Consider the following 12,502-nt stretch of genomic DNA (forward strand, 5'->3'; position numbering starts at 1 on the left):
CGTGCGCGCCGACGGCACACGGCACAAACGCCGCAGCCCCTGCACAGGGGCTGCGGTCACTATGGAGGACGGCAGCTTTGTCAGTTACGCACCTGGACGCAATCGAGGGCACGCGCGGATCCGAGGGCAGCCGTAAACCTCCGCAGGATATTGCGGCCGAGCAGTCGGTGCTGGGCGGCATGATGCTTTCCAAGGACGCCATCGCGGACGTCGTGGAGATCCTGCGGGGCCAGGACTTCTACCGGCCTGCCCACGAGACCATCTACGAGGCTGTCATCGACCTTTACGGCCGAGGGGAGCCGGCAGATGCGGTGACCGTTTCGGACGAGCTGACCAAGCGCGGAGAGATCAACAGGATCGGCGGGCCGGCCTACCTGCACGAGCTCATCCAGACCGTGCCCACTGCGGCCAACGCCGGGTACTACGCGGAGATCGTCGCTGAACGCGCCGTCCTCAGGCGGCTGGTTAACGCCGGCACCAAGATTGTCCAGCTCGGCTACGGCCAGGACGGCGAAGTCGAAGACCTCGTTAACCAGGCGCAGGCAGAGGTCTACGCTGTGGCCGAGCGCAGGACAGCTGAAGACTATGTCGTCCTGAAGGACGTCATGGAATCCACCGTGGATGAGATCGAGGCGTCCGGCCACCGCGGCGAAGGCATGGTGGGTGTTCCCACCGGCTTTTACGAGCTGGATGAACTGACGCACGGCCTCCACCCAGGCCAGATGATCGTCATCGCGGCGCGCCCGGCCGTGGGTAAGTCCACCTTCGCCCTGGACTTTGCGCGCTCCGCCGCCATCAAGAACAACCTCGCCACCGTCATGTTCTCGCTGGAAATGGGCCGCAACGAGATTGCCATGCGCCTCCTGTCAGCGGAGGCCACCATCGGCCTTCAGGACCTGCGCAAGGGCACCATCAAGGACGAGCAGTGGTCCAAGATCGCCACCACCATGGGCCGAATGAATGATGCCCCGCTGTTCATCGATGACAGCCCCAATATGTCGCTCATGGAAATCCGGGCGAAGTGCCGCCGCTTGAAGCAGCAGCATGACCTCAAGCTCGTGATCCTCGACTACCTCCAGCTGATGAGCTCCGGCAAGAAAGTGGAATCGCGCCAGCAGGAGGTTTCGGAATTCTCCCGTGCCCTCAAGCTGCTGGCCAAGGAGCTGCAGGTCCCCGTGATTGCCCTTTCACAGCTGAACCGTGGCTCAGAGCAGAGGCAGGACAAGCGTCCGATGGTCTCTGACCTCCGCGAATCGGGGTCGATTGAGCAGGACGCCGATATGGTCATCCTGCTGCACCGTGAGGATGTTTACGACAAGGAATCCCCGCGTGCCGGCGAAGCCGACATCCTCGTCGCCAAGCACCGTAACGGTCCCACCAAGGACATTGTGGTGGCGTTCCAGGGGCACTACTCCCGCTTCGCCAACATGGCGGCGGACGCAGGAGGCGGCGGGTTCTGACCGGCTAAGCCCCGGAAGGCAGCAGATGGTTGGGCAACCGGTTCCCCGGGGCAGCAGCGCGTATTTCCAGGAGATGCCGGGCGTGGGCGTGCAGGCGCTTGTCCTCGTCAGAGACTGGCACCCACCGGGGAACAGGAACCGAGTTACCTTCCGAGTCCCGAGCCACCATGACGGTGAGGCAGTAGGTGGTCAGGTTCAGTTCACGGCCTTTGGGGTCCCCGGAGCGGACATGTACCGCCACGTGCATGCCTTTGGTGCCCGTGTAGACGAGGCGGGCCTCCACCTCCACCACGTGCCCGATCAGCAGCGGTCGGTAGAACCGCACGCCGCCGGAGAAGACTGCCACGGTGTCCATGCCGCAGTAGCGTGACGCGCAGACGTACGCCGCTTCGTCGATCCATTTCATGACGATGCCGCCGTGGACCTTCCCGCCCCAGTTGACGTCGGTGGGGGCCGCCATGAACCGGAGCACCACACGTTCTGCCGTGCCGGCGTCGGTATATTCCTGCGCGCTCATGGCTTCCACGATCTGTTCGCGGATCTTGATCCGCGCCAGGGCATGTTCGCGCTGCTCCACTTCCTCGGCGGTAGAGGGTTCAAACTGCTGGACGGGGATGGGCTTGCCGTCCTCACCCACGGCCACGAAGATGACCATGCACTGGCTTCGCATGGTGGCGGGTCCGCCCTTGGGGTCGCCGGAGGACACCACCGTGCGGATGTGCATGGAGGAGCGGCCCGTGTAGACGATCGTGGCGGTGACTTCCACCATGTCCCCGCTGTTCACAGGGTCCGCGAAGTGGATGTTGCCCACGTAGGCGGTGACGCAGTAGGACTTGGCCCATCCGACGGCAGTGGCGTACGCAGCCTTGTCCACCCACTCCAAAACTGTGCCTGCATCCACGGAGCCGCTGTGGCCGACGTCGGTGGGGGCCGCAAGGAAGCGGAGGGTCACGGAATTGGCGGCAGTCTCGCTCATGCTGTGAGTTTATGGCCCAGTGCTGAACTGACCCAACGAAGAAGCGGACCCCAACGAAGGAGCTGACCCCAACGAAAACGGCGGCTGCCCACCCGAAGGTGTGCAGCCGCCGTCGTCCGCCAAAGCGGTCCGCTACAGGAGAAGGCTCTCCGGCAAAAGGACTAGGCGAGAAAAGGACTAGGCGAGGACGCTCAGCTTGGAGTTCGTCCGGCCGAAGAGGGCGCGGTCAACGGAGAGGCGGCCGGCTCCGGTCAGGGCAACAGCGGCGCCGGCGGCGGCCAGCAGGAGGACCAGTTCGAAGCCACCGTTCGCGGCGAAGACGCCGGCAGGGGCGTGCACCAGGAAGAACGCGCCGAGCATGTTCAGAGCCAGGAGAGCGGAGAAGACGCGGGTCAGCACGCCCAGGATCAGTGCGATGCCGCCGACCAGCTCGAGGGTGGCGATGACGGGTGCCACGGCCTCGGCTGCGGGGACGCCCATCTTGGAGAAGGCCGCCTGCGTGCCAGCGATGGTGAACTCGTTGAACTTCTGCCAGCCGTGGGCGGCAAACAGGAATCCTGCAACAACACGCAGGATGGTCAGTGCGGTGGTGGTCAGGGTGGACTGGTTCATGGGAATGTCACCGTTCGTATCGGTTGCGTTTGGTCTTGTGCGGCAATGGATCGCCACGGAAGGTTCCATTCCACTGTCCCGCCATTTGGTTGAAGTGTCAACTATTGTGACGGGATCCACGTTACATTCGCGGAGAGGTGCCCGCTGAAGGGCGCCCCGTCCACGCTGCCGACAGGTGCGGGCTGGCGGGGACAGCTAGGCTACATCCGTGTCTGATTCCCCTGCCGCGGTCCCGGCCGTCAAGCCTGCCAGCCATGCCCGCGAAATTCTGCGGCTGGCCGTCCCCGCGTTCGGTGCCCTGATCGCGGAGCCGCTGTTCCTGCTCGCCGATTCAGCCATCGTGGGCCACCTCGGCGTGGCACAGCTGGCCGGCGTCGGGCTCGCGTCCGCCGTGCTGCACACCGCCGTTGGCCTCATGGTGTTCCTGGCCTACTCCACCACACCCGCCGTGGCGCGGGCCATGGGAGATGGGCAGCTGGCCAAGGCACTCGCGGCCGGGCGCGACGGCGTCTGGCTGGCCCTGCTCCTCGGGTCGGTGCTGGCCGCGGCCGGCTTCCTCGCCGCCGAGCCCCTGGTGAGCTTGATGGGCGCCGGCGGTGACGTCCGTACCTTTGCAGTGGACTATCTGCGCTGGTCCATGCCGGGGCTGGTGGCGATGCTCCTGATCTTCGCCGGAACGGGCGTCCTCCGGGGCCTGCAGGACACGCGCACCCCGCTGGTGGTGGCCACCGCTGGCTTCACCCTGAACATCCTGCTGAACCTGCTGCTGGTTTACGGGCTGGGCTGGTCCGTGACGGGCTCCGCTGTCGGCACCAGCATTGCCCAGTGGGCCATGGCGGCCGTTTATCTGGCGATGGTGCAGCGCAATGCCCGGCGCCATGGAGTTTCGCTGATGCCCGACTGGCAGGGGATCCGGGCGATGACCAAGGTCGGGTCCTGGCTGATGCTCAGGACGCTGAGCCTGCGGATCGCCATCCTGGCCACGGTGCTGGTGGTCACCGGACAGGGCGCGGTGAACCTCGCGGCGCACCAGCTCGCCATGACCGTATTCACCTTCCTGGCCTTTGCACTGGACGCCCTGGCCATCGCCGCCCAGGCCCTCATCGGCAAGGAGCTGGGCGCTTCAAATCCTGAAAAGACGCGGCTGCTGACGCGCACCATGATCCGGTGGGGGGCGGGTTTCGGTGTGGTGACGGGCGTGCTGCTCGCGCTGGCTGCTCCCGTCACCGGCGCCCTGTTTACTCCCGACGCCGGGGTTCAGTCAGTCCTCACGGGCGCACTGTGGATCCTTGCGGTGGGGCAGCCGATTGCCGGCTACGTTTTCGTGCTGGACGGCGTGCTGATCGGCGCCGGGGATGCGAAATACCTGGCGGTTGCCGGCGTCGTGAACCTGGCGGCGTACCTGCCGCTGCTTTTCGCCGTTCCCCTCGCGGGGGTGTCTGGCGGGACGGCGCTGGTGTGGGTGTGGGCGGCCTTTTCGGTGGGCTACATGCTGGCACGCGCTGTGACTTTGGGGCTCAGGGCCAGGACGGACCGCTGGATGGTGCTCGGCTCCTGAGCCCTGCAACATGTCCGCCGCTCTGCGGTTCCCGGTGCTCGAACGCTGCGCCTCGCCGGTCCCACAGAGGGGCGGGTTAGACGCTGTGCCCGTCCGCACTAAACTGGAGCGGTGACTTTCCCCCCAAACCTTGCCGGAGCGGACTCCGCGGCTGCCCACCCGTTGGAGTTGTGGAAGCCCGTGCTGTTACGGGCGCTTGCCGCGCTCGCTTTTGGCGCCGTGACGATTTTCTGGTCCACTCCCTCTGAGCTCGGCATGGGCGTCGCGGGCGGGCTGTACCTCCTGGCGACCGGCGCTGTGCTGTTCTGGGGCATCCCCCCGGCCGGACTCCGGCGCGACGCACAGCCTGGCCGGATCCTGTCTGCCGCGGCGTCCATCCTGATCGGCGCGGGCTTAACGCTGATGATCCTGCCGGGCAGTCTGTTGTTCGCGGTCATCGCTGCTCTCGGCATCGGTCTTCTGGCAGCGGCCGAGCTCTACTTCGGCCTGCGGTTCCGGCGCCGGCATGTCCTCGCGCGCGACTGGCTCACCTCTGGCGTCATCGGGCTCGGGACGGCGATTGCCCTGTCGTTCTTCGTTTCGCTCGGCCCGCACGCACTGCTGGGTGTGGCCGGAGGAGGGGCCATCATCTCCGGCGTGCTCTGGATCCTGGCCGGCCTCTCGCTCAGGCACGATGCGCTGAAGGGCGCCGAGAAGGCCGTAAACTAGAAGCAAGGTTCTACTCGCTGTAGAACAAGTACACATCACACGGGCCGGCGCAACATCCACCGCCCGCACGAGAGGACACGCCGTGGCACGCCAAAAACCAGGAGAACCGCGCAACCTGCGGACCTCGGTTAAGGGACCGCTCATGTTCTCCGCATTCTGGGCCGTGGTGGCGTTCTTCGCTGTGCTGATTTTCGCCTCTGGCGGCAGTTCGCGTGTTCCGCGTTTCGACCTTGCCTTTACCGCGGCAGGCATTGCCTTCATCGTCACGCTGGTGATTGCGGCCATGCTGTCCATGAGCTACAAGGACAACGCTGAGCACCTGGGCAAAGGCTCCGGCGTGAACCTCAGCTCCTCAAAGCGGACGCCTCACGGGTACAGCCGCGGAACCCAGACGCCCCCCAGCGCTCCCGGCACAGCCGGTGATTCAACGCCCGACGGCGACACCCCCTAGCGCCTGCCACCCGGCGGCCGCTCAGCTGGCTTTCTCTTCCGTTGCGCCTTCTGTTGCGCGCCGCGCTCTATAGGCGGCGACGTGTGCGCGGTTGGCGCAGTTTCCGGTGTCGCAATACCGCTTTGACCGGTTGCGGCTGAGGTCCAGAACCACCGCATCGCAGTCGTCCGCCGCGCAGACAAGCATTCGGTCCATTTCCTTGCTGCGGATCACGTCAATGAGCGCCATGGCTGCTTCCGTGCCCATCCGCTCCGCAAGCGGGGCGTCCCGTGTGGTGGCGTGGAGGTGCCAGTCCCATCCGTCGTGCTTGAGGAGCTGGGGGAGGGCGTGTGCCTCGCGCAGGAGCCGGTTAACGCCTTCCACGGCCGTGTCCTCGTCGGCGGTCCACAGCCTGGCCAGCTCAGTTCGAAGGGCGTGGACGCTGGCCAGTTCGGCGGCGTCGCGGGTCCGTGATCCGGAGAAGCCCTCGGCCTTGAGGAAGCGGTCGAGGTCCGCTTGCGTGGCCAGCTTTTCCTGCCCGTTGACGGCGCTGTTAATGAGATGGACGACGGTCCGCAGCGCCACCTCTGCGTCAGGGGCAAATACCATCTTGACTCCTTACAGTGCCTGGCCGTAATGTCATGAGCAATACCCTACTTTACTCCTGACAGGAGACCGCCATGACTGCCGCCGGCAACCGTTCCAAGATGACCCCCGAGGCCGGGCAGACATCTTCCGCGGCGGCCCCGGCTAGTACGGCGGCGCGGAACTTCCTCGCCTCCGGGCTGGGCATCGCGCTGTTTTCCTCGGCGGTGTTCGGCCTTTCAGGCTCCTTTGCCAAGGCCCTCCTGGAAACCGGGTGGACACCGGGGGCGGCAGTCACAGCCCGGCTCAGCGGCGCAGCGCTCATCCTTGCGGTTCCGGCAATTCCGGCGCTCCGTGGCCGCTGGCACCAGCTGCGGGAGAACTGGCTGACCATCGTTCTTTTCGGCCTGATCGGCGTGGCTGCCTGCCAGCTGTTCTACTTCAACGCGGTGTCCCTGCTGTCCGTGGGAGTGGCGCTGCTGCTGGAATACCTCGCCCCCGTGCTGATCGTGCTCTGGCTCTGGGCCGCCAGCAGGAAGCGGCCGCGTCCCCTCACCGTCGCCGGAACACTGCTGTCGCTCGGCGGGCTGGTGCTGGTGCTGGATCTCACCGGCGCCGTGAAGGTGGACGTTGTCGGCGTACTGTGGGGAATGGCGGCAGCGGTCTGCCTGGCCATCTACTTCTTCATCACCGCCAAGGAAAATGACACGCTCCCCCCGATCGTCCTCGCTTCGGGCGGCCTGCTGGTCGGTGCTGCGGTGATGTGGCTGGCCGGGGCCACCGGCCTCCTTCCCATGGCGTTCAGCATGGCTGATACGAAGCTCGGGACTTGGACGACGCCCTGGTGGGTTCCGCTGGCCGGACTGATCGTCCTCGCCACCGTCCTGGCCTACGTTTCGGGAATCATGGCCGCGCGAGCCCTCGGTTCCAAGGTCGCGTCCTTCGTCTCCCTGACGGAGGTGCTGTTCGCCGTGATCTGGGCCTGGCTGCTGCTCGGAGAACTGCCGGCGGCCATCCAGCTGGTGGGCGGCGTCCTGATCGTGGGCGGTGTGGTCCTTGTCCGGCTGGACGAGCTGCGGGGAGCACGTTCCGGAACTGAACCGGGGACTGTGGCGTCCGCACCGCTGGACCACCCGAACGACGTCGAACCCGTTCCCTAGGCTTCTCCCGCCGACAGAAGAGTGGCCCTTGAAAGGGCGGACGGGCCGAGGCGCCACAGCGCCCGGCCCGTCCGGTGAATCTTGCCTTAGCGGGAGGCTTCCTCCTGCTGGCTGGCATTGCGGACAGCATGCTTGCCGGCTTCTTCCAGCGCCTGCGCAACCTTGGTGAGGGAGTTCGAGTGAACGGTGTTCCACTCATTGCGGAACTTCTCGGCGTCCGGTCCCTTTCAGTCGGTGTTCTGGAGGACCCTGCCCAGCATGTTCTTCTGGTTTTCGAGTTCACGTGCACCGGCCTGCAGCTTCGCGCCCAGGTCCTTCAGCTGGGCAATGTCAGCACCTCAAATAGCCATTCGATATCTCCTTAATCAACGGACCCGATCCAGTCGGCATCCCCAGCGGCCTCCGGCTCGTCCGGAAGATCCATTGCCTCAAAGCTATCCTCGAACTCAAAACGGCGCGATGGGCACCCCTCCCCATGCAGCCCTGCCATGGCCGCGGAGGCCCCTGGCGGGCTTTCGGGGAGCTCCTGTTACCTCAGGTCAAGAGGTCGATTTCAAGCGGACCAGAGCCTAGCATGGCGGTATGTGCCGGAACATCCGAACCCTTCACAACTATGAACCGCACGCCACGTCCGAGGAGGTTCATGCCGCGGCGCTGCAGTACGTGCGCAAGATCAGCGGCAGCAATAAACCATCCAAGGCCAACGAGGAGGCCTTCGAGCGTGCTGTGCATGAGGTGGCCCATGCGACGCAGCACCTGCTCGAATCCCTCGTGACCCACGCCCCGGCGAAGGACCGCGAGGAGGAGGCTGCCAAGGCGAAGGCCAGGTCAGCAGTCCGCTTCGGCGCCGCCTGACCTGCCGGGACCTACCTGCCGGGGCCTACCTGCCGAAACCACGCAGCCGGAGCGAATTGGCCACTACCAGCACGGAACTGGCCGCCATGGCAACGCCGGCGATCATCGGGTTGAGCAGTCCGAGCGCTGCCACAGGGATGCCCACGGCGTTGTAGAAGAACGCCCAGAACAGGTTGGTCTTGATCGTGGCCAGGGTGCGTCGGGAGAGTTCGATGGCGGTTGCCACCTGGCCGAGGTCGTTACCCATGACCGTCAGGTCCGCTGCCTCGATGGCCACGTCCGTGCCGGATCCCATCGCGATCCCCAGGTCCGCCTGCGCCAGGGCCGGGGCGTCGTTCACGCCATCGCCCGCCATGGCAACCGTGGCACCGCCCGCCTGCAGCCTGCGGACTGAGTCCACCTTGCCCTCGGGCAGAACCCCCGCGAACACGTCGTCCGGGTGGATCCCGACGGCGGCAGCCACCTGGGCGGCCACGGCGGCGTTGTCGCCGGTCAGCAGGATGGGTCGCAGGCCCAGCCGCCGGAGCCTGGCGACAGCCGCCTCCGAGCCGGGTTTGATGGTGTCACGCAGGCAGATGATGCCGGCGGGCCCGCCGTCCACCGCCACCCAGATGGCGGTGGCACCGGAGTTCTCCGCGTCCCGCAGCGCCTGCTGCTGGTCCGGTTGCAGGGCGATGCCGTTGTCCTGCAGCCACCCTGTACGGCCGGCAACCACCGGCCGCCCTTCCACGGTGCCCGCCACTCCGCCGCCGGGCGCGGACCGGAATCCGACAACGTCGGAGAGAACACTGTCGGGAAGAACACTGTCGGGGAGAACTCCGGCGGGGAGGGTGCCGCCGTCACCCGTCCGGACACTCAGGGCGGGGAGTCCCGCCCTGGCAGCGGCCGTGATGGCGTGAGCAATGGGGTGCTCGGAGGCCGCTTCCAGCGCCCCGGCGAGCCGCAGGACGTCGGCCTTGCTGAACGGTGCGAAGGCGGCCGCGGAATCAACTGCCAGCTGTCCGGTGGTGACCGTGCCCGTCTTGTCGAGCAGAATCGTGTCCACTGTACGGGTGTCCTCCAGGACCTGGGGCCCCCTGATGAGGATCCCGAGCTGCGCGCCGCGGCCGGTTCCGGTGAGGAGCCCGACCGGAGTGGCCAGGCCGAGGGCGCAGGGGCATGCGATCACCAGCACTGCCACCGCGGCGGTGAACGCGGAGCGGAGTTCCGGCGCAGTGACCGCCGGAGCTGCAGCCAGCAGCCAGCCGGCGAACGTGATCACGGCAACGGCCAGCACGATGGGGACGAAGACCGCACTGATGCGGTCCGCCAGCCGGGCGATGGGGGCCTTGCCGGTCTGTGCCTGGGCAACGAGCCGCCCCATCTGGGCGAGCGTGGTTTCAGCGCCAACGCGGGTGGCGCGCACCAGCAGCCGGCCGGAGGTGTTGATGGTGGCACCGGTGACGGGGCTGTCCGGACCCACTTCGACGGGTACTGATTCCCCCGTTACCAGGGAGGCGTCGACGGCGGATGCACCGTCGATGACGACGCCGTCGGTCGCTATTTTCTCGCCGGGACGGACCACGATGACGTCGCCGACGGCAAGCTGATCGGCCGGGACCTTTACTTCCAAGCCGTCAACCAGCACCGTGGCGTCCTTGGCCCCCAGGTTGAGCAGTGCTTTGAGCGCATCGCCGGCCTTCGCCTTGGCGTTCGCCTCGAGGAACCGGCCCAGCAGCAGGAAGGCGGTGACCACGGCGGCAACCTCGAAGTAAAGTCCGCCGGTCCCGCTCATTCCTTCCATGCCGGGGTGTTCTGTAAGCCGCGGATCCGCGAGCAGCTGCCCGAGAGAGAAGGTGTAGGCGGCCATGACACCCAGCGAAACCAGGGTGTCCATGGTGGATGCCAGGTGCCGGGCATTGATCGCGGCGGCACGGTGGAACGGCCAGGCGGCCCAGCTGACCACGGGCAACGCCAGGGCCGCGGCCACCCAGCCCCAGTGGGGGAACTGGAGTGCCGGCAGCATGGAGATCAGGAACACCGGAACCGTCAGGACGGCGGCGACGATGAGCCGCGGCTTCAGGCCGGCGTGGTGAGTGGTTTCCTGCTCGGCCGCCCCCTGCTCCGGTGGCGGCTTGATCTGCACCGGGCGTTTGATCCGGGCTTTGTACCCTGCGGCTTCCACCTGGTCCGTGATCTGCCGGTCCGTGATTCCGGCCGGGACCATGACCTGGGCCGACTCGAGGGGGAGATTGACCGAGGCATGAACACCCTCGAGCTTGCCGAGCTTCTTTTCCACCCGGTTCACGCAGGACGCGCAGGTCATGCCCTCGATGTCGAGTTCGATAATCCTGGTGTCCGGGCGGCCCGGCAGCTGTTCGGTGCTCATGTTGTTCCTCGATTTCGTGGAGGCTTACGCCTCGTCGCCCACCATGAGGTAGCCGGCTTCGGCCACGGCTTCGCCGATCTCGGAGGGGGAGAGTTCCTTTGTTGAGGTGATGGTGACCTTGGAAAGGCCGCCGGAGTTGAGGTCGATGTCGATCTCTTCGACGCCGTCCAGCGCTTCGATTTCTTCGCTGACGGCTGATACGCAGTGTCCGCAGGTCATGCCGGAGACGTGGACTGTGGTGGAGATGGTGCTCATGGCTGGCTCCTTTTGACGGCCGGCAGGCAGGTCGGCGGGTTGGTGTTTTAGTTACCGGAGCAGGCGGCCGATGGCGTCCGCAGCTTCCTTGACTTTGATGTCTATGGCCTCGGCGCGGAGGCCGGGGTCCGGTTCAGAGGCCGCGCCTATCACGCAGTGGCCGATGTGTTCCTCCACGAGGCCCAAACTGACCGCGTGCAGGGCCTTGGTGACGGCAGAGACCTGGGTCAGGATGTCGATGCAGTACTTGTCTTCCTCGACCATGCGTGCGATGCCCCGCACCTGGCCCTCGATGCGGCGGAGCCTACGCAGGTAGGCTTCCTTGTCCGCCGTGTAGCCATGCTGGGGCTGGGGGGCATCAGCCGTTGCCAGCGGTGCTTCTTCGGGCGTGTCCATACCTCCAAAGCTATACCCCCTAGGGGTATACGTCAACTGCTTCGCGGAGGTGGTGCAGGGCAGGAATTTGGGTACAAAAAAGCTCCGGAGTGCGTTATTGGGGGATACGCACTCCGGAGCGGTCTGTTTGGCAGGCTCTGGATCCGCCTGCGGTCCCCAGCTTACGTGCCCTTAATTGTGTGCGCTACCATCCCGAATAAGTACTTTCGCTTTATTTACAAATGGGGTAGTCCGGCTGATAATTGCGGGTTGCCTGACACGGTCAGTCTGGACGGTCCTCGTGCGCCGCCATCCGAAAAGGCACCACCAGAACCGGGCGGCTTTGATGGTGGGTGAGCCAGGCCGCGACCGAGCCGTTGAGCAGCTCCGTGATGCGGTGCCCGAAGCCGCGCTCCGGGGTGCCCACAACGATCATGGGGGCGTCGACCTCCGCTGCCAGCCGACCGAGCGCCCTGGCGGGATCACCGGCAAGGATGCGCATGGTCCATTCAATTGGGGTGCCTGGCCGGACGGCGTCGCCTATAACGGACTTCAGGTTGTCCGTCACAGAGCGGATGTCGTCGTCGTCCTTGTCGGGATGGAGCGAAAGCCGGTGCGTGGAGCGGGCAGGGTCCCACTCCACGAGGTAGCTGGCCTCGTCCACGTAAGCGCACAGCAGCGGAGCGGTCAGCCGTTGGGCAAGGGAGGCGGCTGTCCGGAGGACTTCGGGGTGCTGGTTGGGAACGACCCCGACGAGCAAGGGAGGAGGACCGCTGAAATGCTCTGGAGCCATACTCCATTGTGTTCCCCGCTGTTGCCGTTGAACACCCTTTGAGCTGGGCCTTTATGTCTCAGCGGCCTTCTGCGAGCCTGCAAACAGGTCAAGGAAATGCAGCCGTTTTCCCTTGAACCGGGGGTGCGGCGCGCATAGCGTTGAGTCGTAGAGAGGCGGCGGGACATGCAAATTTTCATGTGGTGGCTTGATCTGGATCTGAAGAGCAAGGAGTGGCTCCGGGAACACCTCCGGGCGGAGGAGCTTCCGCTCTTTGTGCTGCAGGGAATCGCTGAGGCGGGAGGTCCGCATCCGGAGAGCCCGCAGGCCGTGTTGACTGAAGCTGACTGGGATTTCATCGAAACCCAGTCCGAATTCGTGGACTGAC

The 12,502-nt window shown here is 65.8% G+C and carries 14 protein-coding genes; 7 read left to right on the forward strand and 7 right to left on the reverse strand.

Annotation, left to right across the window (positions count from 1 at the left end):
* Positions 1 to 77: 77 nt before the first annotated feature.
* A complete protein-coding gene (dnaB, locus tag ACIP9X_RS03990; RefSeq protein ID WP_400478409.1) occupies positions 78 to 1,460 on the forward strand; it encodes a replicative DNA helicase in 1,383 nt (460 codons plus the stop codon).
* Positions 1,461 to 1,464: 4 nt separating this feature from the next.
* Here the strand turns inward: dnaB and ACIP9X_RS03995 are convergent, their stop codons facing one another.
* Both ACIP9X_RS03995 and ACIP9X_RS04000 read right to left on the reverse strand, forming a co-directional pair.
* Complete coding sequence (locus ACIP9X_RS03995) at positions 1,465 to 2,436, reverse strand: acyl-CoA thioesterase (protein ID WP_400478410.1); 972 nt, start codon at positions 2,434 to 2,436, stop codon at positions 1,465 to 1,467.
* A gap of 177 nt (positions 2,437 to 2,613) precedes the next feature.
* Complete coding sequence (locus tag ACIP9X_RS04000; RefSeq protein ID WP_400478411.1) at positions 2,614 to 3,048, reverse strand: DoxX family protein; 435 nt, start codon at positions 3,046 to 3,048, stop codon at positions 2,614 to 2,616.
* A gap of 208 nt (positions 3,049 to 3,256) precedes the next feature.
* Between ACIP9X_RS04000 and ACIP9X_RS04005 the strand changes: the two genes are divergently transcribed.
* The 3 genes from ACIP9X_RS04005 to ACIP9X_RS04015 all read left to right on the forward strand — a co-directional run bounded on the left by ACIP9X_RS04005 (position 3,257) and on the right by ACIP9X_RS04015 (position 5,765).
* Positions 3,257 to 4,606 carry an MATE family efflux transporter gene (locus tag ACIP9X_RS04005; protein ID WP_400478412.1) on the forward strand — a complete coding sequence of 450 codons (1,350 nt, stop codon included), beginning with the start codon at positions 3,257 to 3,259 and terminating at the stop codon, positions 4,604 to 4,606.
* Between the two features lie 111 nt (positions 4,607 to 4,717).
* Entirely contained in the window at positions 4,718 to 5,314 is a 597-nt protein-coding gene (locus ACIP9X_RS04010; protein ID WP_400478413.1) for a hypothetical protein, read from the forward strand.
* An 82-nt stretch (positions 5,315 to 5,396) separates the two neighbouring features.
* Positions 5,397 to 5,765: a hypothetical protein gene (locus tag ACIP9X_RS04015; protein ID WP_400478414.1), complete on the forward strand. Its 369-nt coding sequence runs from the start codon at positions 5,397 to 5,399 to the stop codon at positions 5,763 to 5,765.
* Between the two features lie 21 nt (positions 5,766 to 5,786).
* On the opposite strand, the gene ACIP9X_RS04020 is transcribed toward ACIP9X_RS04015, so the two are convergent.
* Positions 5,787 to 6,353 (reverse strand): CGNR zinc finger domain-containing protein, encoded by a 567-nt coding sequence (locus ACIP9X_RS04020; RefSeq protein WP_400478415.1) that lies wholly within the window; start codon positions 6,351 to 6,353, stop codon positions 5,787 to 5,789.
* Positions 6,354 to 6,451: 98 nt separating this feature from the next.
* On the opposite strand from ACIP9X_RS04020, the gene ACIP9X_RS04025 reads away from it, so the two are divergent.
* On the forward strand, positions 6,452 to 7,489 hold the full coding sequence (locus tag ACIP9X_RS04025; protein WP_400478536.1) for an EamA family transporter: 1,038 nt from the start codon (positions 6,452 to 6,454) through the stop codon (positions 7,487 to 7,489).
* A 582-nt stretch (positions 7,490 to 8,071) separates the two neighbouring features.
* Entirely contained in the window at positions 8,072 to 8,344 is a 273-nt protein-coding gene (locus ACIP9X_RS04030) for a DUF2277 domain-containing protein (RefSeq protein WP_400478416.1), read from the forward strand.
* 25 nt (positions 8,345 to 8,369) lie between these two features.
* Here the strand turns inward: ACIP9X_RS04030 and ACIP9X_RS04035 are convergent, their stop codons facing one another.
* The 4 genes from ACIP9X_RS04035 to ACIP9X_RS04050 form a co-directional block, all read right to left on the reverse strand.
* The gene (locus tag ACIP9X_RS04035; protein WP_400478417.1) at positions 8,370 to 10,712 is read right to left on the reverse strand and encodes a heavy metal translocating P-type ATPase; all 2,343 of its coding nucleotides are present in this window, start codon (positions 10,710 to 10,712) and stop codon (positions 8,370 to 8,372) included.
* Between the two features lie 24 nt (positions 10,713 to 10,736).
* Complete coding sequence (locus tag ACIP9X_RS04040; protein ID WP_400478418.1) at positions 10,737 to 10,967, reverse strand: heavy-metal-associated domain-containing protein; 231 nt, start codon at positions 10,965 to 10,967, stop codon at positions 10,737 to 10,739.
* A 51-nt stretch (positions 10,968 to 11,018) separates the two neighbouring features.
* Positions 11,019 to 11,363, reverse strand: coding sequence for a metal-sensitive transcriptional regulator (locus ACIP9X_RS04045; protein ID WP_400478419.1), 345 nt, complete (start codon positions 11,361 to 11,363; stop codon positions 11,019 to 11,021).
* Positions 11,364 to 11,625: 262 nt separating this feature from the next.
* A complete protein-coding gene (locus ACIP9X_RS04050; protein ID WP_400478420.1) occupies positions 11,626 to 12,135 on the reverse strand; it encodes a universal stress protein in 510 nt (169 codons plus the stop codon).
* 165 nt (positions 12,136 to 12,300) lie between these two features.
* Between ACIP9X_RS04050 and ACIP9X_RS04055 the strand changes: the two genes are divergently transcribed.
* Positions 12,301 to 12,501, forward strand: a complete 201-nt coding sequence (locus ACIP9X_RS04055) for a hypothetical protein (protein WP_400478421.1) — start codon at positions 12,301 to 12,303, stop codon at positions 12,499 to 12,501.
* Position 12,502: the final 1 nt, after the last annotated feature.

The organism is Arthrobacter sp. NPDC093125, from assembly GCF_044754225.1.
Classification (GTDB): Bacteria; Actinomycetota; Actinomycetes; order Actinomycetales; family Micrococcaceae; genus Arthrobacter.

Coding starts and splice junctions, on each gene's coding strand:
- ACIP9X_RS04030 (WP_400478416.1), top strand. CDS start 8,072: ATGTGCCGGAACATCCGAACCCTTCACAACTATGAACCGCACGCCACG.
- ACIP9X_RS04020 (WP_400478415.1), bottom strand. CDS start 6,353: ATGGTATTTGCCCCTGACGCAGAGGTGGCGCTGCGGACCGTCGTCCAT.
- ACIP9X_RS04040 (WP_400478418.1), bottom strand. CDS start 10,967: ATGAGCACCATCTCCACCACAGTCCACGTCTCCGGCATGACCTGCGGA.
- ACIP9X_RS04055 (WP_400478421.1), top strand. CDS start 12,301: ATGCAAATTTTCATGTGGTGGCTTGATCTGGATCTGAAGAGCAAGGAG.
- ACIP9X_RS04050 (WP_400478420.1), bottom strand. CDS start 12,135: ATGGCTCCAGAGCATTTCAGCGGTCCTCCTCCCTTGCTCGTCGGGGTC.
- ACIP9X_RS04045 (WP_400478419.1), bottom strand. CDS start 11,363: ATGGACACGCCCGAAGAAGCACCGCTGGCAACGGCTGATGCCCCCCAG.
- ACIP9X_RS04000 (WP_400478411.1), bottom strand. CDS start 3,048: ATGAACCAGTCCACCCTGACCACCACCGCACTGACCATCCTGCGTGTT.
- ACIP9X_RS04035 (WP_400478417.1), bottom strand. CDS start 10,712: ATGAGCACCGAACAGCTGCCGGGCCGCCCGGACACCAGGATTATCGAA.
- ACIP9X_RS03995 (WP_400478410.1), bottom strand. CDS start 2,436: ATGAGCGAGACTGCCGCCAATTCCGTGACCCTCCGCTTCCTTGCGGCC.
- ACIP9X_RS04025 (WP_400478536.1), top strand. CDS start 6,452: ATGACCCCCGAGGCCGGGCAGACATCTTCCGCGGCGGCCCCGGCTAGT.